Origin of the sequence: Mycolicibacterium tokaiense (assembly GCF_010725885.1) — a bacterium.
Classification (GTDB): Bacteria; Actinomycetota; Actinomycetes; order Mycobacteriales; family Mycobacteriaceae; genus Mycobacterium; species Mycobacterium tokaiense.
This window is the reverse complement of record NZ_AP022600.1, coordinates 5,038,672-5,062,114: the sequence shown is the minus strand read 5'-3', so window position 1 is coordinate 5,062,114 and position 23,443 is coordinate 5,038,672. Positions and strand designations below refer to the sequence as shown.

The following is a 23,443-nucleotide window of genomic DNA, read 5'->3' as shown; positions in this document are numbered from 1 at the left end:
GACAGATGAGCGACCGGGTGGCGGTGATCGGGGCGGGTCCCGGCGGCCTGGTGACGGCGCGGTGGTTGCTGGCGCAGGGCTTCGCGCCGACGCTGTTCGAGCGCGGATCGACCCTCGGCGGGCAGTGGAGCGGCGACGACAACCGCAGCGGCGTCTGGCCGGCCATGCACACCAACACCAGCCGCATCCTCACTGCGTTCAGCGACCTGGTCCCGGCAGGCAGGGTGGTGTTCCCGCACAACCGGGCGGTCTCGGCGTATCTGCACCGCTACGCCGAGACCTTCGGGCTGATCCCGCGGATTCGCTTCACCACCCCGGTGACAGGCCTGCGTCGCGGACCCGGCGGATGGCTGCTGCGCACCCCCGACGGCGAGGAGCGCTTCGAACGGGTGGTGGTGGCCACCGGGCGTTTCCACACACCCGTGATCCCGGACGTCGCAGGACTCGACACGTTCCCCGGTCCGGTGTCGTCGACGTTCTCGTTCCGCGGCGCCGGTGCGCACGCCGGTCAGCGGGTGCTGGTGGCGGGGTGCGCGGTCAGCGCACTGGAGATCGCCACCGAACTCGCCCAGCACGGTGCGGCGCGGGTGGTGGTGACCCAGCGCAGGCAGCGCTACGTGTTGCCGAAGTTCGCCGCCGGGGTGCCCTCCGACCATCGGATCTTCACCCGCTACGGCGTGCTGGCGGCCGAAACCCTGGCGCCGGCCGAGGTCGACCGGCAACTGAAGCAGATCGTGGTCGAGGCCAACGGCAGCCCCGAGCAGTACGGCGCGCCGCAGCCCGACCCGTCGCTGTTCGCCGCCGGGGTGACGCTGAGTCAGCACCATCTGTCGATGGTCGCCGAGGGGCGTATCACCGTGCGACCGTGGATCGATCGGGTGAGCGGTGAGACGGTGACCTTCGCCGACGGCAGCGCCGAACAGTTCGACGCTCTGCTGTTCGGCACCGGGTTCCGCCTGGATCTGCCGTTCCTCAGCGACGAGATCCGCGAGATCCTCGGCCTCGATGACGTCCACCTCGACGCCGACCGGCACACCTTTCACCCGGACCTGCCGGGGCTGGCCTTCTCCGGGATGTGGGACCAATCCGGCGGGTATTTCGTCCCGTTGGAACTGCAGGCGCGCTGGATCGCCTACACCTGGGGTGGCACGGTGGCCGGTGCCGCCGACCGCGAGCAGCGTGCCGCGATCTCCACCTACCGGGCGCGACGGGGGCTGCCGCAGAAGACCCGGATGAATCTCGCGGCCATCATGTTCGCCCGCGCCGCCGGCGTGGAACCGACGCTGGAGCGCTGGCCGGACCTGCGGCGCGCCCTGCTGTTCGGGCCCCTGGCGCCCAGCTGTTTCCGGCTGGAGGGGCCCGATGCGTCACCCGACGCGGCCACCCGTTTCGCTGCGGATGCGGCCGCCTTCGGCGCCATCACGGGCAATCAGCTCACCGCCCGCGAGCAGGCGTACTGCGCGCTACTGAGGTGATCACGCCGAGGCGGGCGCCTTGTCGTCGTCGACATCGGAGACCTTGGCTTCGGCGGTGACCTTGGCCGCGTAGTCGGCGGACTCGTGCTCGCGATCTTTGAAGTACTGCCGCAGCGAGTGCACGAAGGCGGCCACCCAGGCCACGACGATCACCGCGTAGATCGCCGTCGCGACCCCGTCGGCAACGTCGACGAGATCACTGCGCAGCAGGCTGCGGGTGTTGGTCAGGACGATCAGGCCGCCCACCGAGGCGCCGAGCAGCCGCGGCGGAATGTGGCGCACCAGCCAGGCGGCGATGGGTGCGGCGATCACACCGCCCACCAGGATTGCCAGCACCCAGCCGATGTTGATGCCCTGGGCGCCGAGGCTGACCAGGAAGCCCAGGCTCGCGGCGATGGCGATGACGAATTCACTGGTGTCGATGGAGCCGATGACCTTGCGTGGCTCGATGCGACCGCTGGCCAGGATGGCGGGCGTGCCCACCGGGCCCCAGCCGCCGCCACCGGTGGCGTCGACGAACCCGGCCACGAAGCCCAGCGGTGTCAGGAAGCGTTTGCGCAGCGGCTTACCGAGGTTGTGGCGCGGAAGACCCTGGAAGGTGAACCGCAACAGGATGTAGACGCCGAGGGCCAACAGGATGATCGCCATGATCGGCGCGGCCGCCTCGGTGGACAGGCTCGACAGCACCGTCGCCCCCAGGAAGGCGCCGATGGCACCGGGCAGGGCGATCCGCCGCACCACCTGCCAGTCGACGTTGCCGAACTTCCAGTGCGACACCCCGGAGATCAGCGTGGTGCCGATCTCGGCCAGGTGCACCGTCGCCGACGCGGCGGCCGGGTTGGTGCCGATGGCCAGGAGCAGCGTGGTGGTGGTGACCCCGTAGGCCATCCCGAGGCTGCCGTCGACGAGCTGGGCGGCCAGGCCCACGAGGCCGATGAGGACGAGGGTTTTCACTGATGAACTCCGGTTTGTCTACACGAACTACGGAACGCGGGCAGCAGAAAGATCGAGCGGCGTTCGGGCGGCTCAGCCGGCCCAGGAGTTCAGCGACAACACAGACACGAGGCCACACGCAGCAGGTCGACAGCACGACGGCTGACCAGGTGCGTGGACATTCCATAATTCCTACCAGGAATTCCGCAGCTGCGCCAAAACGACGCGCCTGCGGGCTCAGGGGCAGAGCGCGAAGTGATAGCCCGAGGTCGTGGGCGCCACCAGGTCACGGTCACGCAGCACCACCGAGGCGGGAGTCTCGGGGTCGGCGCACATCGCGCTGAAGGGCCGGGGCAGGTTGTCGGTGTACTCGACATCGACCACACCCGCTCCGTACACCGCGCTGATGGCGCTGCACTCCTCATAGGCGGCGCACTCCTCGGTGATGGCGAAATCGAAGCCCGCCGCGCGCAGCGCCGGGGCGTCCTCGACGGCGTTCTTCTGAGCGGCTGCCAGTCCGGCGCTGTGCGCGGCGGCGACGAACTGGGCGGCCAGCGCCAGGGCGTCGTCACGTCGCAATACCCCGTCAGATCGGGTGTAGGTGTCCAGATTGTCGAATTCAACAGCGTGGTAACCACTTTCGGCGCAACCGGTGATCCACGGGCTCACCACGGCAGTTATGGCTGCGCGTTGCTCGGGCGTCCGGGTGTCCAACAGCACCTCGTCCGGCCAGTCGGGGTCGTGCACCAGCTCGCCATCGCTGCCACGCAGCAGCACCTCATCGGGCCAGGCGCCCAACTCGCCGGGTTGGGTCTGGAAACCGTTGACATAACAGATCGCGTACGCACCGGCGGGTGGGGCGCTGCGGTCGCGGGCCACGACGGAGACGCCCGCCGGTACCGGATACGGTGCCCCCAACTGATAATCGGGCGCCGCTGTCGGCGGGGGCAACACCACCTCGACTGCCAGCGCCGGGGGCGCGGTCACCCACGCTGCGGTGAGGGCGAGGACTGTGGCAGCGACCAAGGCGGCAGCCTGCGATTTCATCCGGCAGATCGTAGTCGCCGCAGGTGACCTCCTGCCCCCTCGCTGCCACAGCTGCTGCGATAGGTTGTAAACAGCCGCCACAAGCGGACGCATCGCCGAAATCTGACCAAGACTGACGCTGGGAGAACAACAAATGAGCGCCGAGCAGCCGTCCATCATCTACACGCTGACCGACGAGGCGCCGCTGCTCGCGACCTACGCGTTCCTGCCCGTGGTGCGGTCGTTCGCCTCGGCCGCGGGTATCGATGTCAAGTCCACCGACATCTCCGTGGCCGCCCGCATCCTCGCCGAGTTCGCCGACCGCCTGACCGACGAGCAGAAGGTCCCCGACAACCTCGCCGAGCTCGGGGAGCTGACCCAGCTGCCCGAGACCAACATCATCAAGCTGCCGAACATCAGCGCCTCGGTTCCGCAGCTGCTGGCGGCGATCAAGGAGCTCAAAGCCAAGGGCTACGACCTGCCCGACTACCCGGGCGAGCCGAAGAACGACGACGAGTTGGCCATCAAGGAGAAGTACTCCAAGGTACTCGGCAGCGCGGTGAATCCGGTTTTGCGCCAGGGTAATTCGGACCGCCGGGCGCCGAACGCGGTCAAGGAGTACGCCCGTAAGCACCCGCACAGCATGGGGGAGTGGTCGCAGGCGTCGCGCACCCACGTCGCGACGATGAAGGGTGGCGACTTCTACCACGGCGAGAAGTCGATGACCATCGACTCCGACCGCACCGTCAAGATGGTCCTCGAGACCGCGTCCGGCGAGACCCTGGTGCTCAAGCCCGAGGTCAAGCTCGACAAGGGCGACGTCATCGACAGCATGTTCATGAGCAAGAAGGCGCTGATCCAGTTCTACGAAGAACAGATCGAGGACGCCTACAAGACCGGCGTGATGTTCTCGCTGCACGTCAAGGCGACCATGATGAAGGTGTCGCACCCGATCGTCTTCGGGCACGCGGTGAAGGTCTTCTACAAGGACGCCTTCGCCAAACATCAGAAGCTGTTCGACGAGCTGGGCGTCAACGTCAACAACGGTCTGTCGGACCTCTACGCCAAGATCGAGTCGCTGCCTGCCTCCCAGCGCGAGGAGATCGTCGAGGACCTGCACCGCTGCCATGAGACCCGCCCCGAGCTGGCGATGGTCGACTCGGCCAAGGGGATCTCGAACTTCCACTCGCCCAGTGACGTCATCGTCGATGCCTCGATGCCGGCGATGATCCGCCTCGGCGGCAAGATGTACGGCGCCGACGGCCGCACCAAGGACACCAAAGCCGTCAACCCCGAGTCGACGTTCTCCCGGATGTACCAGGAGGTCATCAACTTCTGTAAGACCCACGGACAGTTCGACCCCACCACGATGGGCACCGTCCCGAACGTCGGCCTGATGGCGCAGAAGGCCGAGGAGTACGGCAGCCACGACAAGACCTTCGAGATCCCCGAAGCGGGCGTCGCCAACATCGTCGACGTCGACACCGGTGAGGTGCTGCTGAGTCAGAACGTCGAAGAGGGCGACATCTGGCGCATGCCGATCGTCAAGGACGCCCCGATCCGCGACTGGGTCAAGCTGGCCGTCAACCGGGCCCGGCTGTCCGGCATGCCCGCGGTGTTCTGGCTCGACGACGAGCGGCCCCACGAGAACGAACTGCGCAAGAAGGTCAAGGAGTACCTGGCCGAAGAGGACACTGACGGTCTGGAGATCACCATCCTGCCGCAGGTCTGGGCCATGCGGTACACCCTCGAGCGCGTGATCCGTGGTCAGGACACCATCGCCGTCACCGGCAACATCCTGCGTGACTACCTGACCGACCTGTTCCCCATCCTCGAACTCGGCACCAGTGCCAAGATGCTCTCCATCGTGCCGCTGATGGCGGGCGGCGGCATGTACGAGACCGGTGCCGGCGGTTCGGCACCCAAACACGTCAGCCAGCTGGTCGAGGAGAACCACCTGCGCTGGGACTCGCTCGGCGAGTTCCTGGCGTTGGGTGCGTCCTTCGAGGACATGGGTAACAAGTCCGGCAACGCCAAGGCCACCCTGCTGGGCAAGACGATGGACACCGCCATCGGCAAGCTGCTCGACAACGACAAGAGCCCGTCGCGCAAGACCGGTGAACTCGACAACCGGGGCAGCCAGTTCTACCTGGCCCTGTACTGGGCGCAGGCGCTGGCCGAGCAGACCGAGGACAAGGAGTTGGCCGAGCACTTCGCCGGCCTGGCCAAGACCCTCGCCGACAACGAGTCGACCATCGTCTCCGAGCTCAACGCGGTGCAGGGCAAGCCGGTGGACATCGGCGGCTACTACTACCCGGACCCCGAGAAGGCGGCTGCGGTGATGCGGCCCAGCAAGACCTTCAATACCACGCTGGAGGAAGCGAAGGCCTGACGCTCGCACGCCGGCAGCGCCACCTCGAGGAATCCTCGAGTGGCGCCGCCGCTGTGTATGTTTGCCAGGCTACGATCTCTGCGTGGGGCGGGCGGAGGCGCTGTGGCGCCAGGTGAAAGGTGCTCGGCGCTGGCCGGGTATCGCCGTCCCGGCCTTGGAAGCGCGGGTCGCCGGGTGCTGTCTGGTGTTCGGCGGGCTGTTCATGACGGCGCTGGCCACCATCACACCAGCCGAGTTCGAGGGCATCGGCGGCGTGTACGCGATAGCCGCGACCGCCCTGGCGGCGGGTGTTGCCGCCCTGACACGCGGGTCCCGGATTCGGCCCTGGCAATTCCAGATCCTGGTGGGGTTGGCCATCGTGCTCATCACGGCGACGGTCATTCTCGCCCAGTCGGCGGTGATGGCGGTCGGGGTCGCCACCCTCTACACCGTGGTGGCCTTTGCCGCATTCTTCCTCTCGTGGCCGCAGACCATCGGTTTCCTGGGCTTTGCGGTGCTGTCCGGTGCGCTGGCCCTGGCCAGCACGCCCGGTGTGCCGTTCGGCGCAGCGCTGATCGCGACGTGTACCACCGCGATCATGGGAGCGGTGATCGCCAGCCTGGGGCAGCTGATGTCGAACTCCGAGCGCGATCTGCTGACCGGGCTGCCCAACCGGCACGGCTTCGACCGGATCTTTGCCTCTGCCGTCGACCGGGCGCAGGCCGGCGGACCCCGGCCCACTGTGGTGCTCGTGGTTCTCGAGGGCCGAGATGCCATCGGGGACAAGTACGGTCACCAGGCCGGTGACCAGTTGATCCGTAGCACCGTCGACGGATGGCGCGGGGTACTGCACCCCGAACACATACTGGCCCGACTCGGCGATGACGAGTTTGCCATCCTGCTGCCCAGCGGCACCGAGCACGAAGGCATCGCGCTGAGTCACCGCATCCGGATGGCCACGGCCACCGGCTGCGGGGCCGGCGTCACCGCCTGGCAGCCCGATGAAGCCGCGTCGGTGGTGTTGAGCCGGGCTGACGTCGCCTTGCGCCGCGCCAAGCGCGGCGGGCGCAACCGCACGGTGTTGGAGTCGGCGGGCGCGCCGACGCTGGCCGCCGAACTGGCCGACGCCATCGCAGCGGGGTTGGTGAGCGTGCTGTACCAGCCGATCGTCAGCCTCACCGAGGACAACCTCATCGTGGGCGTCGAGGCGCTGGCGCGCTGGGAGTCACCCACGCGGCCGGACCTGCAGATCTCCGAGGTGATCACGGTGGCGGAGAACAGCAACCTGATCTCGGCGCTGGACCGGTACGTGCTGCGGCGGGCCTGCAGCGACGTGCAGTGGCTGCAGCGGCAGCGCGCCGATCTGCCACTCACCCTCACGGTCAACGTCTCCGGTCTGGAACTGATCGAAAACGGTTATCCGGCAACGGTTGCCGAGACGCTGGCGGAGACCGGCTGGCCACCGTCGCAACTGGTGCTCGAGGTCACCGAGAGCGTGGTCGACGTCGACACCCCCGCCTCGGTGGCGGCGTTGCGTGAGCTGCGCGACCAGGGAATCCGGGTGGCGATGGACGACTTCGGCACCGGTTATTCGACATTGAGCCGGCTGCAGAAGCTGCCCATCGATCTGCTCAAACTCGATGCCTCGTTCACCGCAGGGACCGAACTCGACCCGGCCAGCCCCCCACCGCCGCTGTTACAGGCGATCGCCGCGCTGGCGCGGGCGCTCGACCTTCCCGTGGTGGTGGAAGGGGTGGAGACCGAGCGGCAGGCGCTGGCGTTGCGGCAGACGGGTTTCGCGATGGCCCAGGGGTATTACTTCGGCCGACCCCAGGTCACCGAGTTGCTGGCGCAGCGGCTGACGGTGGGCTCCGATGTCAGGTAGTCCTACTCAATCGCCGGGCCCCGATGACCGGCACGCTGGAGACATGACGAGCACCGAGGTCTCCGCCAGCGTGAAACCAGCTGTGCGCACCCGCGATCGCGCCATCGACGTCGCCCGGATCGCTGCGCTGCTGGTGGTCATGTTCGGGCACTGCGCGCTGTTGTTGGCCACCCTCGACGACCGCGGTGTGCGAATCGGCAACCTGCTGGGCGCGCTACCGGGCCTCGCGCCGATCACCTGGGTGGTTCAGGTGATGCCGTTGTTCTTCCTGGCCGGCGGTGCAGCGGGCGCCTACGGATGGCATCGCGGAACGGCGTGGGGCACCTGGCTGCTCACCCGGACCCAGCGGCTGTGTCGGCCGGTGTTCTGGTACCTGGCGTTCTGGGTGGCCGCGCTGCTGGTCGCGCGGTTGGTGCTGGGTCCCGATTCCGCCGACGCCCTGGGTCGTGAGGCGGTGGCCCTGTTGTGGTTCCTCGGCGTCTACCTGGTGGTTCTCGCCTTCGTGCCCATGCTGACGCACATGCGGTCATGGCGCACCATGGCCGCGATCCTGGCCGGCCTGCTGGCGGCGGTGGCAGTGATCGACGCCATCCGCTTCGCCGTCGGAACCCTGGAAGCCGGGCTGGCCAACTTCCTGACGGTGTGGCTGATCCCGGTGGTGATCGGTGTGGGCTACGCGCGGCAGCTGGTCGGTGCATGTCCCGCGCTGGCGGTCGCCGCGGCCGCCTTCGCCGCGCAGGTGTTGCTCGCCGTGTTCGGGCCCTACGAGGTCGCGCTGGTGGTCACCGGTGTGGAGCACACGTCCAACGTCACCCCGCCGACACTGCTGCTGGCGATGCAGTGCACCTGGATGTCGTTCCTGTTCGTCGCCGCCGCGGCCGGCATCAACAGGTGGGCGGCGCGGCCCCGGGTGTGGCGGGCCGTGGCAGTCGGCAATGGCGGGGCGATGACCCTCTACCTGTGGCACATCCCGGCCATCGCCGTCGCGACATTCTCCCTGAACGCTTTCGGCCTCGATGCCTTCGATGTACATGCGCCGGGTTTCTGGGGTCTGCTGGCCTTGCGTGCAGCGGTGTTCGCGGTGGTGATGGCCGTGCTGTTCCGGGTGCTCTCGCCATTGGAACACCGACCGCTGCCCTGGTGGGACGCCCCCGCGACGGCGACCGGCGCCCGGTCCGTGGCGGCGGGCGTGCTGGTGTGCGTGTCGGGTGTCGCCGTGCTGCTGCTGGCCAAGAACGGCCTGGCCGGTGCGGTGGGCTGGACGTCCCTGGGTGCGTTCGTCGCCGCCACGGCCGCCGCGCGGCTGGCCGGCTCCTCACGCGCCACCACGGCCTGATCGCCCGGATTGGAACATCGGTGCCGATGCTCCGTACCCTTCCAGCGTGACCGCGGTCGATCCGGAGAAACTCCGCACCTGTCTCCAGGTGCTGTCTGACATCGAATCGCTGCCCCCCGAGCACCCCGACGCGGTGCTGGTGCGGCGCGCGACCGCCGGTATCTGGAAGTCGGTGCGCAAAGCCCGCAGGCATGCGAAGCGCGACGAGATCGCTCTCGCCGACCGCACTGTCGTCGCCGCCACGGCCACCGGCGCCCCGGGACGCATCGATGACGAGACCCAGGGCCTGCCCCTGGTCTCCGCCGCCGTCGGTGCGAGTGCGGGTACGCTCCGGCGGTCGCGTCCCTGCTACATCTGCAAGGCGCATTACACCGTGGTCGACGCGTTCTACCACCAACTGTGCCCGGAGTGCGCGGCGCGCAACCGCGCCAAGCGCGAGGCAAGCACCGACCTGACCGGACGGACTGCGCTGCTGACCGGTGGCCGCGCCAAAATCGGCATGTACATCGCGCTGCGGCTGTTGCGCGACGGTGCCCACACCACCATCACCACCCGCTTCCCCAACGACGCGGTGCGCCGGTTCGCCGCGATGCCCGACAGCGCCGACTGGCTGCACCGGTTGTCGGTCATCGGTATCGACCTGCGAGACCCGGCCCAGGTCATCGCCTTGGCCGACACCATGGCGGCGCGCGGCCCGCTCGACATCCTGATCAACAACGCCGCGCAGACGGTGCGGCGCGCGCCGGGCTCGTACACCGCGCTGGTCGAGGGCGAGCGGACGCCGTCCCCGGAACTCGTTGCCAAGGTGGCCGGGGTCATCACCTTCGACCATGTCAGCGACGCCCATCCGGCTGCGCTGGCGGGCAGTCTGGCCGAGCATCAGCAGCCCCACGCGCTCGCCGAACTCGCCCTGCAGGCGCGCAGCGCCTCACCGGAGCGGATTGCCGCCGGCACGGCGATCGATGCCGGTGGTCTGCTCCCGGACACCGCCGCGGTGAACAGCTGGACCCAACGGGTGGACGAGGTGGACGCTCTCGAGCTGCTCGAGGTGCAGCTGTGCAACCAGACGGCGCCGTTCATCCTCGTGAGCAGGCTGCGACCGGCGCTGGCGGCCTCGCCGGCGCGCCGCAAGTACGTGGTGAACGTGTCGGCGATGGAGGGCCAGTTCGGCCGTGCCTACAAGGGGCCAGGGCATCCGCACACCAACATGGCCAAAGCGGCGCTCAACATGCTTACCCGGACCAGCTCCGGCGAGATGCTGGCCACCGACGGCATCCTGATGACGGCGGTCGACACCGGATGGATCACCGACGAGCGGCCTCATCCCACCAAGCTCCGGTTGGCCGAAGAGGGCTTTCACGCCCCGCTGGACCTGGTGGACGGCGCCGCCCGGGTCTATGACCCCATCGTCCGCGGTGAGGCGGGGGAGGATCTGCACGGATGCTTCATCAAGGACTATTCGCGCAGCGCCTGGTAGGCCCTACACGGTTGTGCGGTTCGCCACGCACGCGTCACGAACCGCACAACATGTGGCTCAGGCGCAGTCCTCGCAGATCAACCGGTCGCCCACCTGGCGGGCCAGCCGGTGCCGGTGCTGCACCATGAAACAGCTGGAGCAGGTGAACTCGTCGGCCTGCTTGGGGATGACGCGCACGGTGAGTTCTTCGTCCGACAGATCGGCGCCGGGCAGATCGAATTCGTCGAGGTCCTCGTCGACGTCGATCACGGCGGTCGCGGCGTCGTTGCGCCGGCCGGCCAGGGCTTCCAGCGACTCGACCTCGGTGTCGTCGGAATCGGACTTGCGAGGTGCGTCGTAGTCGGTAGCCATCGAAATCCTCTCCAAGATTGGGGTTGGCGCCTGCACAACGCGGGGGGCGGCTGCAATGTTCCCGGCTCGTGGACCTCGGTTCGCCGCAAGCGCAGTACGGTGTGGAGATCGACGTGAGCATGCCCCGCCGCACCCGACCCACTGGCGGAATACGTCGGGATCGGCGGACATCATGACCCTGGATGCAGGGGAAGCGGGCGGAACTCCGACGAAGGCGACCGCCGACGAGGCCGACCTGCAGGCTGGAATCGATCACCTCGCAGGGCTGGTGGCCGACAGCATGGACCTGGGCCAGTTGTTGACAGAAGTGGCTGTCAGTGGCGCCCAGGCTGTTCCCGGCGCCGACGGCGTTGGGCTCACGCTCGTGGGTGCCGACCGGTCAGATGGCGCGGCGATCGAATCAGCCGGCACCGGTGCCGTGATCGACCAGCTCGTTCGCCTGCAGTTCGCCGACCTACACGAGGGGCCCTGTATCACCGCCGTGGCGAATGCGATGACCGTGCGGTCGGGTTCGTTGGGAGGCGAGAAGCGGTGGCCGCGCTTCGGGCCCCGGGCCGGCCGGCTCGGAGTGAACAGCGTGCTGGCCCTGCCGCTCGGCGTTGCCGGCACAGTGATCGGGGTGATGGGCGTCTACAGCCATCGCAGGAACGGATTCGACGATCACGCAGCCGAACTCGCGCAGCTGTTCGCGAAACCCGCTGCGGTGGCGGTGCACAACGCGCACATCCTGAGCCAGGCGCAGACGTTGACGGCGCAGCTCCAGGTGGCGTTGACCACCCGGCCCATCATCGATCAGGCCATCGGACTCCTGCGCGGCCGGACGGGACGCAGCGCTGAGGACTCGTTTGCTCAGTTGCGCGCGATCAGTCAGGCAGAACACCGCAAAGTTGCGGAGGTGGCCCAGCAGATTGTCGAGGACGCGGTGCGCCGTGCCAGAAGCCGACGGCACCCGTGAGCCCGAATCGGGTGTAGTCTCAAGAGGTTGGGAACCCAGCCAGTTCGGGACGAATCAGCTGTCCGCCGCTGACATCGCAGAGCATCCGCTCACGCCGAGCAGACCGTGATAGCCGTATGTCGGGATCACCATGAATCTGTCTCTCCGTCCCTCTGTGCTGTTTCCTGCTGTAGCGCAGCCTGTTTCGCGCCTGCCTGTCATCGGGATACTCAGCACCCATCCGCCCACGCTGTGCGGGCTCGCTACGTTCAGTCTGGCGTTGGCTGACGGGTTACGGGCCAACGATGTCGATGTCAAGATCGTGCGGATCGCGGACGGGATGGCGTGCAACGACAGTCGCGTCATCGGTGAAATGGTCAAGGGTGTGCCCGCCTCCCTGGCCGAGACGGCCAGGCGGCTGAACCAGGGTGATCTCGCCGTCATCCAGCACGAGTACGGAATCTACGGGGGAGACGACGGCGAGGAGGTTCTCGACGTCATCGCCGGACTCACGGTCCCATCGATAGTCATCCTGCACACGGTGCTGACGCGTCCGACCGAGCATCAGCGTTGGGTACTGGAGGCTGTGGCGGCCGCCGCCAGCCGTGTGGTGGTGATTTCCGATGCCGCTCGCGTGCGGCTGGACAGCGGATACAACATCGACGGCCGGAAGGTCTCCACGATCCCGCACGGTGCCAATATCGTGGCCTCAGCCCAGGTGAAGCGATCCGGACGACCGACTCTGTTGACGTGGGGACTGCTCGGTCCGGGAAAGGGCATCGAGCGCGTCATCGATGCGATGCCGACCCTGCGTACCCTGCCTGGTCGGCCACGTTACGTCGTCGCCGGTCGCACACATCCCAAGGTCTTGGCAGACAGCGGAGAGATCTATCGCGAGCAACGGGTCGAACAGGCCCGCCGTCTCCAGGTCTCCGACGCGGTGGAGTTCGAACCCGGGTACCTCAGCGCCACGGCTCTGACCGCCCTGATCCAGTCCTCGGCAGCCGTGGTGCTGCCCTACGACTCGACCGAGCAGGTGAGCTCCGGTGTACTGGTCGATGCCCTCGCTCACGGTAGGCCGGTCATCGCGACCGCATTTCCGCAAGCGTTGGAACTGTTGAGCTGCGGAGCGGGCATTGTGGTGCCGCACCACGACCCAGAGGCCATGGTCTCGGCGCTGCGGAGGGTGCTGACCGATCCGCGGTTGGCGGGTTCCATGGCCGCCGCAGGCAGGCAGCTGGCGCCGACACTGGCCTGGCCGGTGATAGCCACCCGGTATCTGGTTCTGGCGCAACACCTTCTGGCCAACCGGCGGTCAGTGGTATGACCGTCGGCGCGCCCGCACCGAAGTTCGACCACCTGCTGCGTTTGACAGATGACCGGGGGACGTTCGAACACGCTTGTGGCGACCAACCCCGCCGCGAACACGGCTACTGTGTCGACGACGTGGCCCGAGTCCTCGTGGTCACCACACGAGAGCCCGATCCCACAGCGGATGTCAACCGGATGGCGGGTATCGCACTGCGCTTCCTCGGTGATGCCCAGCAGCTCGGAGGCCCCTGTCGCAACCGGATGGACATCCGGGGTGATTGGGTCGATCAGCCGTCCACCGACGACTGCTGGGGTCGATGCGTCTGGGCGCTGGGCACCGCTGCCGCGCGCAGCAGCGTCAAGTGGGTTCGCACCTCGGCCCTGATCCAGTTCGACCGCGCCGTTCAGGTCCGGGGGTCTTCGCCGAGAGCCAGAGCCTTTGCCGTGCTGGGGGCGGCGGAGGTGCTCGCTGTTGATGCAGAGCACCGCCGCGCCCGCGATCTGATCACGAACTATGCGGCGACGCTGCCGGAGCCCGGTCACGACCCCGACTGGCCCTGGCCGGAGCCACGACTCGCCTACGCCAATGCCGTTCTCGCCGAAGCGATGATCGCCGCCGGGGTGGCGCTGGAGGCCTCCAGACTCCGGCAGCGCGGGCTCGAGCTGTTGGCGTGGTTGCTGGGCGTCGAGATGCCCGACGGCCGCCTGTCTCCGACCCCGGTGGGCGGACGTGGCCCGGGGCAGACCGGGCCGGCGTTCGATCAACAGGCAATCGAGGTGTCGTCGATCGCCGACGCGTGCGCGCGGGCCGCCCGCGTGGATCCGGCACCCGGGTGGCCGGCCGCCGTGCAGGCCGCGGCGGCGTGGTTTCAGGGGGTCAACGATGTTGGCGAGCCGATGTGGGATCCCGCGACAGGCGGAGGTTACGACGGGCTGCACGCCGACCGGGTCAACCGCAACCAGGGCGCGGAGTCGACGTTGGCGGTGCTCTCGACATTGCAGCACGCGCAACGCTTTTCAGAGCTGGCGCAGTGACCGCGGTCTCTGCACCGGTCACCCGAAGTCCACAGCGAATGACCGCGGACCCCGCGCGCGTCATCGCACGGCTCTTCGTGCCCGGCCAGGAAGGGTTCGATCACCAGGACTCGCGCGCTGCGGCCGTGGTCGCCAGAATCATGGCTCTCGACGAGGACACGGTGCTGGCTTCGGTGCGCGAGCTGCTGGGTCGGTTCGCCCCGCGCCACCGTGATCTCCGCGGCACATTTCTCCGACACGCCAGTGAGCTCGTCGACCGGCTGGATCCCGCTGTCGAGATCTCCGACGAGCGAATGCTGCTGTTGGGTGCGACATTCACCAACGAATATGCCATCGAAGGTGCTGCCGTGTGCAATCCCAGCATGGTGGCGCACCCCGATCAGAGGGGGGTGGCCCACGGCAGTGTGCGGTTCGTGATGAGTGTCCGAGGGATCGGCGAGGGGCACCGCTCGTCGATCGGGTTCCGCACCGGGATCATCGACGAGACCGGTAACCCGCACATCGACCCGGCCGCCGGGCTGGCCACTGTGGGTGACACGAGGGCGACCACCCTGGAGGCCGCGGTGTTCCGCGCCGAACTGAGCACCACCGACGCCGGTGAGGCGGCCGACTTCGTCCTCGACGGCCTCGGGGGCCACTTCACCCGCGCCGAGCTGGATGCTCAGCTGGCCCGGCTTCTGGCCCATCGGAGTACCCGCGGTCGCGCTCGGCAGGTCGTCGACATCATGGCGCAGTTCGCCGACCGTTTTTACGCGGTCGGCTTCGACAGCCAGATCCCGCTCCCCGAGCGAGTGCTGTGGCCGGCGATGTCCGTTGAATCCCAGGGCATGGAGGACGCCCGGTTTGCCCGCTTCGTCGACGACAACGGGTCGTCGACCTACTACGCCACCTACACCGCATACAGTGGATCCCACATCAGCCAGCAGCTCCTGCAGACCGATGATTTCCATCGATTCACCACGACTCCGATGGTCGGCCGGGCCGCGTCGAACAAGGGACTGGCGCTGTTCCCCCGCCGGATCGGTGGCCGCTACGCGGCACTGTCACGAGCAGACCGCGAATCCAACGCCATCGCCTTCTCCGACCACCCCAATGTCTGGACGCAGACCTCAGGGTGCCAGCGCTCACGCGAGGAGTGGGAAGTGATGCATCTGGGCAACTGCGGGTCGCCGATCGAGACGGAGGCCGGATGGCTGGTGCTCACCCACGGTGTGGGCCCCATGCGAACCTACCGGATGGGCGCGCTCTTGCTCGATCTCGACGATCCGGCGCAGATCGTGGGGCGGTTGAGGGATCCGCTGATCGAACCGGCCGTCGACGAGCAGAACGGTTATGTGCCCAACGTGGTGTATTCGTGCGGAGCCATGCTCCACGCTGACACCCTGGTGGTGCCTTACGGCATCGGCGACGCCGCCATCGGCATGGCGACCATACCGCTGCCTGAGCTGCTGGCGTCATTCACCGGTTGACTCGGTCACCGACGGCTGGTGGTGCCAACCCGGGAGGGCAGGCAGCGCGATGATGTCAGCGCGGTTGGGTAGGGTCTCGGCGTGACGACAAGCGCTCCCCTGAAGACCGTGAACGCCCGTCTTGCTGAGGAACTGGCTGTGGGTGTGGGCCAGGTGACTGCCGCTGTGCAGTTGCTCGACGAGGGTTCGACGGTGCCGTTCATCGCCCGCTACCGCAAGGAGGCCACGGGCAGTCTGGACGATGGCCAGCTGCGCACCCTGGAGGAGCGGCTGCGCTACCTGCGCGAGCTCGATGATCGCCGGTCAGCGGTGCTGTCGTCGATCGATGAGCAGGGCAAACTCACCGACGAGTTGCGCGCCGCCCTGCTGACCGCCGACACCAAGGCCCGGGTCGAGGACATCTACCTGCCCTACAAGCCGAAGCGGCGCACCAAGGCGCAGATCGCCCGGGAGGCCGGTCTGGAGCCATTGGCAGACCGCCTGCTCGCCGACCCGACGCTGGTCCCCGAGGATGTCGCGGCGGAGTTCGTCACCGCGGAGGTGGAGGACGGCGCCAAGGCGCTGGACGGGGCCCGGCACATCCTGGTGGAACGGGCCGCTGAAGACGCCGAGCTGGTGGGCGCCATCCGGGAGAAGTTCTGGACCAACGGCACCCTGCGCACCGTGCCGTGGTCCGAGGAAGCCGCCAAAAACCCTGCAGCACAGAAGTTCCGCGACTATTTCGAGTACTCCGAAGCGCTGGAGTCCATGCCCTCGCACCGCGTGCTGGCTGTGATGCGCGGGGAGAAGGAGGAGGCCCTGTCGCTGCGGTTCGACGGCGGCGACGAGGAGGGCTACCACCACCTGATCGCCCGGAGCCTGGGTATCGACCTGGGCGCGGGCGCCGCGGCCACCCCGTGGCTGGCTGCCACGGTCGGATGGGCGTGGCGGACCAAACTCGTGGTCGGCGCTTCGGTTGATGCGCGCCTGAAGCTGCGTCAGCGCGCGGAGCTGGACGCGGTGGCGGTGTTCGCCAAGAATCTCAAGGACCTGCTGCTGGCAGCACCCGCCGGAAACCGCACCACCCTCGGGCTGGACCCGGGGTTCCGTACTGGGGTCAAGGTGGCTGTCGTGGACGCCACCGGCAAGGTCGTCGACAGCTGCGCCATCTATCCGCACCCGCCGCAGAAGCAGTGGGACCAGGCCAAGGCCACGCTCGCGGCACTGGTCGCGCGTCACGGGGTGCAGCTGATCGCGATCGGCAACGGCACCGCCTCCCGCGAGACCGACGCCCTGGCCACCGAGCTGATCGCCGAGATCCGCGCCGCGGGCGCGCAGGCGCCGGCCAAGGCCATGGTCAGCGAAGCCGGAGCCTCGGTCTACTCGGCGTCAGCCTACGCCGCGCGTGAGCTGCCCAATCTGGACGTCACCATCCGGGGCGCAGTCTCCATCGCCCGGCGGCTGCAGGATCCCTTGGCTGAGCTGGTCAAGATCGAGCCCAAATCGATCGGGGTGGGGCAGTACCAGCACGACGTCACCCCGGGGACCCTGGCCCGCAGCCTCGACGCGGTGGTCGAGGACGCGGTGAACGCGGTGGGCGTGGATCTCAACACCGCCTCGGTGCCGCTGCTGTCGCGGGTCTCCGGGATCTCGGAAACCCTGGCCGAGGCCATCGTGGGCCACCGGGACAGCGCCGGCGCGTTCCGCAGCCGCAAGGCTCTGCTCGACGTTCCTCGCCTGGGCCCCAAGGCCTTTGAACAATGTGCCGGCTTCCTGCGGATCCGCGGCGGGGACGACCCGCTGGACGCCTCCGGTGTGCACCCCGAGTCCTACCCCGTGGTGCGGCGGATCCTGGACCGCTCCGGTGTCACCCTCGCCGAGCTGATCGGCAACGAGCGCGCCCTGCGGACCCTGCAGCCCACCGAGTTCGTCGACGACCGCTTCGGCCTGCCCACCGTCACCGACATCCTGGCCGAGCTGGAGAAGCCGGGCCGTGACCCCCGCCCGGCGTTCACCACCGCCACCTTCGCCGCCGGCGTCGAGAAGGTGGCCGATCTGAAGGTGGGCATGGTGCTCGAAGGGGTGGTCACCAATGTCGCCGCCTTCGGCGCCTTTGTCGACGTCGGCGTGCACCAGGACGGGCTGGTGCATGTCTCGGCGATGGCCGACCGGTTCGTCTCCGACCCCCACGACGTGGTGAAGTCCGGCCAGGTGGTCCGGGTCAAGGTGCTGGAGGTCGATGTCGAACGCCAGCGGATCGGGTTGAGTCTGCGCCTCGGTGACGAGCCGGCCCGCAAGGGCAGACGCTCGGACGGCGACGCCGCACCCCGGCGCGAGGGCCCCGGCGGTGGCGGTGGCGGTGGCGGTGGCGGCCAGAATCGCAAAGCGCCGCGAAACCCCAACCGCAGCAACAACTCCGGCCGTCGGGAGTCGCAGCAGCCAGCGGGCTCCATGGCCCAGGCGCTGCGCGACGCCGGCTTCGGGCGCTGACCCGATCGTGGGGCTTCCCGCCGGCGCCCGGTCGGTGATCCGCCGCGGCGAGTTCACCGGCCCCACCAGCGGTCTGGCGGCGGGGTACGCGCAAACCAACCTCGTGGTGCTGCCGCGGGACAACGCTGCCGATTTCCTGCGGTTCTGCGTGGTGAACCGGCAGTCCTGTCCGCTGGTCGACATCACCGAGCCGGGCTCGCCGGAGCCCACATACGCGGCGCCGGGGGCAGATCTGCGCACCGACCTACCGCGCTACCGGGTGCTGCGGCACGGCCGGCTGATCGACGAGCCCACCGACATCACCGAATACTGGAGACCGGATATGGTGGCGTTCCTGCTCGGGTGCTCCTTCACCTTCGAGTGGGCGCTGGCCGAAGCCGGCCTCGAGATCGCCCACCAGCGTCAGCGGGTCACCGTGCCGATGTACCTCACCGATCGCCGGTGTGTGCCCGTCGCATCCTTCGACGGACAGGTGGTGGTGTCGATGCGACCGTTCCCTGCGGACCGGATAGCGGAGGTCACGGCAGTGAGCGCGCGATTCCCCGCGATGCACGGCGCACCGATCCACGTCGGCGATCCCGCCGCACTGGGCATCGACCGGTTGGACCGTCCGGACTTCGGCGATGCCGTCGATCTCGAATCCGACTCCGTGCCGGTGTTCTGGGCCTGCGGGGTGACACCGCAGGCGGTGGTGGCGCAGGCCCGCCCCGAGTTGGCGATCTTCCACCAACCCGGCCACATGTTCATCACCGACCTCCCGCACCGTGCGTTCGATCTGCAGGCCGCACCCGATGTGGTGCATTAACGGCCGCTGGACGGCGGCGGCGTTCTACGGTGGCTGCCATGACGATCGATCGGGCCGCAGTGACGGTGGGGGCCATCCGGCTGGCATCGGGGGTGTCGTTTCTCGTTGATCCGTTGCGCGCCAACCGCGTCTGGGGCGAGCCGGAGGACCCGGGCCCATCGGCGCGGCTGCTGTTGCGGTCGATGGGGTACCGCGATGCGCTGGTGGGTGGGCTACTGCTGGCGGCGGCCGTCCGGGGGCGCGACACCCGCGGGTGGTTCCTGGCCTCCGGTGGTGCTGATGCGGCCGACCTCCTGGGCGGCATGAGCGTGCACCACGACCTCAAACGGGGACAGCAGATCATCGGGCTCGGGGGCGCGGTCGTCGGTATCGGTGTCGGGTTGTGGGGAGCATTGCGCCGGCCGCCGAGCGACGCAAAGCCGGCCGACCGGTCAACCAGCAGGTGTAGTGGAGCGGAGTAGGGTGCCCGGTGTGAGCACGTCGGGTAATGCCCTGGGTGAACAGCTACTCAGCTAGGCTTGCCGGGGTGAATCGGACCGAGGTGGTGTTGCGGCCGTGTGCGGGTAGTGCGGAATGGCCTGTCCTGGCCCACATCTGGCGCGGTGCCGTGACCGCCACGCACGACTTCCTGACCGCGGCGGACATCGATTTCTACGAAAGTAGGCTGCTGGCCCAGTATTTCGCGGTGGTCGAGCTCACCGTTGCCACTGTCGACGGGACGGCGGTGGGTTTCAGTGGGATCGCCGGGGGCAAGCTCGAGATGCTGTTCGTCGATCAGCAGCGCCGGGGGACAGGAGTGGGGGCGGTACTGCTGCAACAGGCGATCGCCGCCCACCCCGGGCTGCTGGTCGACGTCAACGAACAGAATCCGCAGGCGCTCGCGTTCTACCGTCGCTTCGGCTTCGTGACCGTGGACCGCCACGACACCGATGCCGACGGCCGGCCGTTCCCCATCCTGAATCTGGCCCTGCCCGGCTCGTGAGACATCGCCGTCAGACCGGCATCGGGGGCGCAGGCGGCACCGGTGCCGGCGGGGGTGGCGGGGGTGGCGGGGGCCCGACGTCCACGGCCGGAGGCGCGGGGTCGGCAGGCATCGGCAAGTACATGTGATTGGTGAACTGCGGCTGATAGGCGCCGCCCCCGCCGATCCGGACCCCGCCGCCTTCGCCGCTGGACACCGGGGTGCCGTCGGGGAGGGTGACGGCAGTGTGTCCGCCGTTCCAGCCGATGACCAGCGCGTCGGGGGCGGTGCCGTACCGGAAGCCGCGGGCCAGCAGTTCCTGTTCCTGGTTGCCGGTGTTGAACCGGTCGCCGTACGCGGGTCGGCCGGTGGCCACGTTCGACACCCAGGACGCCAGACCCGAGCAGTCGGTGCCCGCGGCGGAATCTCCGCCGACCACGTACGGAGTTCCGGAAACCTGGTTGACGAATGTCAACAACGTTGCGAGAACAAACATGCGCCGGGACGCTAACAACACGTCACTGCCATAACCAAAAGCTGTGGCTCTGCTCACTTTGGGCTGACAGCATGGCACGTCCCACGAAGTGAGTCCTTTGCCCAGTTAGAAGCGTCGCGGATAACCGGGATTCACTTTCCCGCTGCGTCCAGGTGGCCGATCAGGGCCTCTGCTGCGTCGCGGACATGCGCGGGTACCGGCTGTTCCTCTTCCAGGGCCTCGATGGCGCTGACGGGCACCGCCGCGGCCAGGGCGGCATCCTCGACGGTGAGGTTGGCCTGCGTTCGCGCGACGTGCAGTCGTACACCCACGGACGCGTCGGGTGCGGCGGCAGCCCGCGCCATCACGTCGTGATACCGCCGTCGCACCCCACCCAGCGCGAGCGCCAGGGCAGGGGAGCCGGGGGAGTTGCGGGCGGCGTCGACGGCGACTCTTTGGAGGTTGCGCAGGTCGGCCAGAACACCGGCGGCTCTGGCTCGGAAATCCGGGCAGCCCGGATCGGGTAGATCGCTGATCGCGACATCGACGCCGCCCAGGGCGAGCTGGATGGTCTGGGCCAGCAGCGCCGGCGCAACGGTGGTGGGAAGCCCGGCGGTGGTGTCGTCGGGACCGCTGCCCACCGGCGGGGACGGGTCGCCCTCGCGGATCCCGGCTATCGCGCCCGCCGGCCACTGCAGGACCTGCTCGAGCCGCGTCCGCGTGCTCTCGTGCGGCCAGCTGCGTCCCTTCTCGAACGAGATCAGAGCGCCGGCGTTGATGATCCTGTCCCGGGCCAGGCCACGTTGAGTCAGGTCCAGCTCGCGGCGCCGGGCGGCCACCGCCGCGCCGGCTCTGGCGATGTCCGGATCGGCATCCTCGTCGGATTCGGATTCGTCGGCGACGATATCGACGAACGAGAACCGCACCGCCGGTCCGTCGGGCCGCCCCAGGTGCATCGTCAAACCCGCTGTCACAACCACTGATTGGCGTTTTTCGCCGTCGACGAACATACCGTTGCTGCTGCAGTCGGCGGCAATCCAGCGGTCGTCGTCGGCGCGGAGCCGGACGTGGCTGCGCGAGAGCCAGGAATGGTCCAGCCGGATGGCGGATGCGGGACCGCGACCGATGGTGACCTCCCCCTGGCTCGGGGAGATGATGCGTGTCTGTTCACCGCAGTGCACGGCCAGGCCCGGCGGCTGCGGGTGTGTCATCGACGGTGATTCTCCCTGTCAGCGTGGTGGTATCGGCGAACATCGCTGAGTTTACCGACGCCGATCGGCGCCTCGATACGCTTTCTCGGCCGCCCGCTACGGCGCGAGAGTGAGGATGCGGGGTCCGTCCTCGGTGATCGCAATGGTGTGCTCGGTGTGGGCGGTCATGGACCCGTCGGCCGACCGCAGCGTCCAGCCGTCAGGGTCGACGCTCAACTCGTTCGACCCGCGGGCCCACCACGGCTCCAGCGCCAGGGTCATCCCGGGTTTGAGTCGCATCCCCCGTCCGCGCTTGCCGACGTTGGGGATGTGCGGATCTTCGTGCATGGTGCGGCCCAGGCCGTGGCCCCCGAAATCGGTGTTGACGGCGTACCCCTCAGCGGCGGCCACCGCGCCGATGGCCGCGGAGATGTCGCCCAGGTGACCGCCGGGCACCGCTGCGGCGATGCCGGCCGCCAAGGCCCGGCGGGTGGATTCGATGAGTGCGATGTCGACGGGCGAAGCGTTGCCCACGGCCACGGTGATGGCAGCGTCGGCCACCCAGCCGTCGATCGAGACGGCGAAGTCCAGCGTCAGCACGTCGCCGTCACGCAGGGTGTAGTCCCAGGGCAGGCCGTGCAGCACGGCGTCGTTCACCGAGAGGCAGATGACGTTGTGGAACGGCCCGCTCCCGAAGGACGGTGCGTAATCCCAGTAGCAGGAGACGGCGCCGCGGTCGGCGACCAGGGTGCGGGCGTGGTGCTCCAGGTCGAGCAGGTTGACACCGGGTTGTGCGCGCTGCCCCAGGGTTTCGAGGGTCTGGGCCACGAAGGCCCCGGTGACGGCCATTTTGTCGATTTCGGTGGCCGTCTTGAGTTCGATCATTGTTCGCTACTCCAAGCTTGGTATTTTTATACCGCGCCGACGGTACCAGACCCCGGTATTTCAATACCGCTATGCTGGCCGGATGGTGCGCGTGCCCTTGAGTCCCGAGCAGATCAGCGCCGGGCAGCGTCTCGGTGCCCTGATCCGATCCGCACGGTCGGGCCGGGCCCCCGAGGTCATTGCCCGCGCGGCGGGCATCTCGCCGGAGACCCTGCGCAAGATCGAGGTGGGCCGTCTGCCCAGCCCGAGCTTCGGGACCGTGGTCGGTCTGTGTGACGCGGTGGGGCTTCCGCTGGACCACGCGGTGCGAGTCTGGCGGGGCACCGAGTCGCCGCAGGACGGCGATCAGCAGATCGCGATCTGACTCAGCCCTCGTTGGACGGTTTGAGTCCCACGGCATGGCGCAGCTGGGCCAGGAACTCGGCATCGTCGTCGCTGCGCACCATGTAGTGGCAGATGGCCACGCGGGTGGCGGTCGCCGCCGCCACCGCAGCACGCGACGCGGGCAACAGCAACTCGAGGCGCTCCCGCATGATCGGGATGACGTGCGACATGCGCTTGATGACATGGCCGGGCTCGATGTCGATCATCCGCACCCCGGAGTAGGACTGCTGGTACTCGACGATGAACCGCAGCGCGGCGTCCAGACGCTCGCTGCCCCGCAAGCCGGTGGTGGCTGCGGCGATCCCGCGTTCGAACAATTGGCGCTCCCACAGCCCGAAGGCGTCCAGCAGTGCCTCCTTGGAGGCGAACCACCGGTAGAGCGTGGGTCGCGACACCCCGGCCTGCAACGCCACCTCGGACAGGCTCAGCTTGGTCATACCGTTGCGGGCCAGAACCTCCGCGGTGGCCGCCAGGATGCGGTCGCTGGTGGTCGGGTCTGCGTCGGCGGTCGGCGACGCGAGCTCCTGCTGTCGTGGTGCCACGACAAAATCGTAGTCGCGCGCTCACCGGCGCCCATCGAATTGGAACCGGGCCGGACATTACTGACTGTGACGGAACAGTGATGCCAGGGCTGGACAATTCCCAGGTGCGCGCCGCGCGGGGTTCGCTGG

General features: G+C 68.4%; 22 protein-coding genes. 14 read left to right on the top strand and 8 right to left on the bottom strand.

The window, feature by feature from the left end; all coding sequences use genetic code 11:
* The first annotated feature begins 5 nt into the window (after positions 1–5).
* On the top strand, positions 6–1,475 hold the full coding sequence (locus G6N58_RS24710; protein WP_115281132.1) for a flavin-containing monooxygenase: 1,470 nt from the start codon (positions 6–8) through the stop codon (positions 1,473–1,475).
* On the opposite strand, the gene G6N58_RS24705 is transcribed toward G6N58_RS24710, so the two are convergent.
* The 3 genes from G6N58_RS24705 to G6N58_RS24700 form a co-directional block, all read right to left on the bottom strand.
* Positions 1,476–2,429: a sulfite exporter TauE/SafE family protein gene (locus G6N58_RS24705; protein WP_115281133.1), complete on the bottom strand. Its 954-nt coding sequence runs from the start codon at positions 2,427–2,429 to the stop codon at positions 1,476–1,478.
* Positions 2,430–2,518: 89 nt separating this feature from the next.
* Complete coding sequence (locus tag G6N58_RS31255; RefSeq protein WP_353961422.1) at positions 2,519–2,590, bottom strand: putative leader peptide; 72 nt, start codon at positions 2,588–2,590, stop codon at positions 2,519–2,521.
* Between the two features lie 55 nt (positions 2,591–2,645).
* Entirely contained in the window at positions 2,646–3,455 is an 810-nt protein-coding gene (locus G6N58_RS24700) for an endo alpha-1,4 polygalactosaminidase (protein WP_115281134.1), read from the bottom strand.
* Positions 3,456–3,588: 133 nt separating this feature from the next.
* On the opposite strand from G6N58_RS24700, the gene G6N58_RS24695 reads away from it, so the two are divergent.
* The 4 genes from G6N58_RS24695 to G6N58_RS24680 all read left to right on the top strand — a co-directional run bounded on the left by G6N58_RS24695 (position 3,589) and on the right by G6N58_RS24680 (position 10,503).
* A complete protein-coding gene (locus G6N58_RS24695; protein WP_115281135.1) occupies positions 3,589–5,826 on the top strand; it encodes an NADP-dependent isocitrate dehydrogenase in 2,238 nt (745 codons plus the stop codon).
* 82 nt (positions 5,827–5,908) lie between these two features.
* Positions 5,909–7,690 (top strand): putative bifunctional diguanylate cyclase/phosphodiesterase, encoded by a 1,782-nt coding sequence (locus tag G6N58_RS24690; protein WP_232067987.1) that lies wholly within the window; start codon positions 5,909–5,911, stop codon positions 7,688–7,690.
* A gap of 43 nt (positions 7,691–7,733) precedes the next feature.
* The gene (locus tag G6N58_RS24685) at positions 7,734–9,026 is read left to right on the top strand and encodes an acyltransferase family protein (RefSeq protein ID WP_115281136.1); all 1,293 of its coding nucleotides are present in this window, start codon (positions 7,734–7,736) and stop codon (positions 9,024–9,026) included.
* Between the two features lie 46 nt (positions 9,027–9,072).
* Positions 9,073–10,503, top strand: coding sequence for an SDR family NAD(P)-dependent oxidoreductase (locus G6N58_RS24680; protein ID WP_115281137.1), 1,431 nt, complete (start codon positions 9,073–9,075; stop codon positions 10,501–10,503).
* A 57-nt stretch (positions 10,504–10,560) separates the two neighbouring features.
* Here the strand turns inward: G6N58_RS24680 and G6N58_RS24675 are convergent, their stop codons facing one another.
* The gene (locus G6N58_RS24675) at positions 10,561–10,854 is read right to left on the bottom strand and encodes a DUF4193 domain-containing protein (RefSeq protein ID WP_068917101.1); all 294 of its coding nucleotides are present in this window, start codon (positions 10,852–10,854) and stop codon (positions 10,561–10,563) included.
* 172 nt (positions 10,855–11,026) lie between these two features.
* On the opposite strand from G6N58_RS24675, the gene G6N58_RS24670 reads away from it, so the two are divergent.
* The 8 genes from G6N58_RS24670 to G6N58_RS24635 all read left to right on the top strand — a co-directional run bounded on the left by G6N58_RS24670 (position 11,027) and on the right by G6N58_RS24635 (position 19,859).
* Positions 11,027–11,809, top strand: coding sequence for a GAF and ANTAR domain-containing protein (locus G6N58_RS24670; RefSeq protein ID WP_115281138.1), 783 nt, complete (start codon positions 11,027–11,029; stop codon positions 11,807–11,809).
* Positions 11,810–11,939: 130 nt separating this feature from the next.
* The gene (locus tag G6N58_RS24665; RefSeq protein WP_115281139.1) at positions 11,940–13,115 is read left to right on the top strand and encodes a glycosyltransferase; all 1,176 of its coding nucleotides are present in this window, start codon (positions 11,940–11,942) and stop codon (positions 13,113–13,115) included.
* Positions 13,112–14,134 carry a glycosyltransferase gene (locus G6N58_RS24660; RefSeq protein WP_115281140.1) on the top strand — a complete coding sequence of 341 codons (1,023 nt, stop codon included), beginning with the start codon at positions 13,112–13,114 and terminating at the stop codon, positions 14,132–14,134. The genes G6N58_RS24665 and G6N58_RS24660 overlap by 4 nt, the downstream gene beginning before the upstream one ends.
* A gap of 38 nt (positions 14,135–14,172) precedes the next feature.
* Entirely contained in the window at positions 14,173–15,603 is a 1,431-nt protein-coding gene (locus G6N58_RS24655) for a glycoside hydrolase family 130 protein (RefSeq protein ID WP_115281141.1), read from the top strand.
* A 99-nt stretch (positions 15,604–15,702) separates the two neighbouring features.
* Positions 15,703–18,072 (top strand): Tex family protein, encoded by a 2,370-nt coding sequence (locus G6N58_RS24650; protein WP_276016539.1) that lies wholly within the window; start codon positions 15,703–15,705, stop codon positions 18,070–18,072.
* Positions 18,073–18,076: 4 nt separating this feature from the next.
* Complete coding sequence (locus G6N58_RS24645) at positions 18,077–18,877, top strand: putative hydro-lyase (RefSeq protein WP_197746495.1); 801 nt, start codon at positions 18,077–18,079, stop codon at positions 18,875–18,877.
* Between the two features lie 38 nt (positions 18,878–18,915).
* Positions 18,916–19,338 (top strand): DUF4267 domain-containing protein, encoded by a 423-nt coding sequence (locus tag G6N58_RS24640; RefSeq protein WP_115281144.1) that lies wholly within the window; start codon positions 18,916–18,918, stop codon positions 19,336–19,338.
* Between the two features lie 65 nt (positions 19,339–19,403).
* The gene (locus G6N58_RS24635) at positions 19,404–19,859 is read left to right on the top strand and encodes a GNAT family N-acetyltransferase (RefSeq protein ID WP_232067986.1); all 456 of its coding nucleotides are present in this window, start codon (positions 19,404–19,406) and stop codon (positions 19,857–19,859) included.
* A 10-nt stretch (positions 19,860–19,869) separates the two neighbouring features.
* Here G6N58_RS24635 and G6N58_RS24630 read toward each other — a convergent pair whose 3' ends face one another.
* The 3 genes from G6N58_RS24630 to map form a co-directional block, all read right to left on the bottom strand.
* Positions 19,870–20,334, bottom strand: a complete 465-nt coding sequence (locus tag G6N58_RS24630) for a peptidoglycan endopeptidase (RefSeq protein WP_115281146.1) — start codon at positions 20,332–20,334, stop codon at positions 19,870–19,872.
* A gap of 131 nt (positions 20,335–20,465) precedes the next feature.
* Positions 20,466–21,524, bottom strand: coding sequence for an FHA domain-containing protein (locus G6N58_RS24625; protein WP_115281147.1), 1,059 nt, complete (start codon positions 21,522–21,524; stop codon positions 20,466–20,468).
* A gap of 96 nt (positions 21,525–21,620) precedes the next feature.
* On the bottom strand, positions 21,621–22,388 hold the full coding sequence (gene map, locus G6N58_RS24620) for a type I methionyl aminopeptidase (RefSeq protein WP_115281148.1): 768 nt from the start codon (positions 22,386–22,388) through the stop codon (positions 21,621–21,623).
* Between the two features lie 82 nt (positions 22,389–22,470).
* Here map and G6N58_RS24615 point away from each other — a divergent pair, with 82 nt between their 5' ends.
* The gene (locus G6N58_RS24615) at positions 22,471–22,752 is read left to right on the top strand and encodes a helix-turn-helix domain-containing protein (protein WP_115281149.1); all 282 of its coding nucleotides are present in this window, start codon (positions 22,471–22,473) and stop codon (positions 22,750–22,752) included.
* 1 nt (position 22,753) lies between these two features.
* Here the strand turns inward: G6N58_RS24615 and G6N58_RS24610 are convergent, their stop codons facing one another.
* The gene (locus G6N58_RS24610; protein ID WP_435406186.1) at positions 22,754–23,314 is read right to left on the bottom strand and encodes a TetR/AcrR family transcriptional regulator; all 561 of its coding nucleotides are present in this window, start codon (positions 23,312–23,314) and stop codon (positions 22,754–22,756) included.
* Between the last annotated feature and the right edge of the window lie 129 nt (positions 23,315–23,443).

What these genes read in the sequence shown, in the direction of transcription:
- G6N58_RS24670 (WP_115281138.1), top strand. Translation starts at nt 11,027, where the DNA reads ATGACCCTGGATGCAGGGGAAGCGGGCGGAACTCCGACGAAGGCGACC.
- G6N58_RS24695 (WP_115281135.1), top strand. Translation starts at nt 3,589, where the DNA reads ATGAGCGCCGAGCAGCCGTCCATCATCTACACGCTGACCGACGAGGCG.
- G6N58_RS24710 (WP_115281132.1), top strand. Translation starts at nt 6, where the DNA reads ATGAGCGACCGGGTGGCGGTGATCGGGGCGGGTCCCGGCGGCCTGGTG.
- G6N58_RS24615 (WP_115281149.1), top strand. Translation starts at nt 22,471, where the DNA reads ATGGTGCGCGTGCCCTTGAGTCCCGAGCAGATCAGCGCCGGGCAGCGT.
- map (WP_115281148.1), bottom strand. Translation starts at nt 22,388, where the DNA reads ATGATCGAACTCAAGACGGCCACCGAAATCGACAAAATGGCCGTCACC.
- G6N58_RS24640 (WP_115281144.1), top strand. Translation starts at nt 18,916, where the DNA reads ATGACGATCGATCGGGCCGCAGTGACGGTGGGGGCCATCCGGCTGGCA.
- G6N58_RS24675 (WP_068917101.1), bottom strand. Translation starts at nt 10,854, where the DNA reads ATGGCTACCGACTACGACGCACCTCGCAAGTCCGATTCCGACGACACC.
- G6N58_RS24630 (WP_115281146.1), bottom strand. Translation starts at nt 20,334, where the DNA reads ATGTTTGTTCTCGCAACGTTGTTGACATTCGTCAACCAGGTTTCCGGA.
- G6N58_RS24685 (WP_115281136.1), top strand. Translation starts at nt 7,734, where the DNA reads ATGACGAGCACCGAGGTCTCCGCCAGCGTGAAACCAGCTGTGCGCACC.
- G6N58_RS24700 (WP_115281134.1), bottom strand. Translation starts at nt 3,455, where the DNA reads ATGAAATCGCAGGCTGCCGCCTTGGTCGCTGCCACAGTCCTCGCCCTC.
- G6N58_RS24655 (WP_115281141.1), top strand. Translation starts at nt 14,173, where the DNA reads ATGACCGCGGACCCCGCGCGCGTCATCGCACGGCTCTTCGTGCCCGGC.
- G6N58_RS24625 (WP_115281147.1), bottom strand. Translation starts at nt 21,524, where the DNA reads ATGACACACCCGCAGCCGCCGGGCCTGGCCGTGCACTGCGGTGAACAG.
- G6N58_RS24665 (WP_115281139.1), top strand. Translation starts at nt 11,940, where the DNA reads ATGAATCTGTCTCTCCGTCCCTCTGTGCTGTTTCCTGCTGTAGCGCAG.
- G6N58_RS24660 (WP_115281140.1), top strand. Translation starts at nt 13,112, where the DNA reads ATGACCGTCGGCGCGCCCGCACCGAAGTTCGACCACCTGCTGCGTTTG.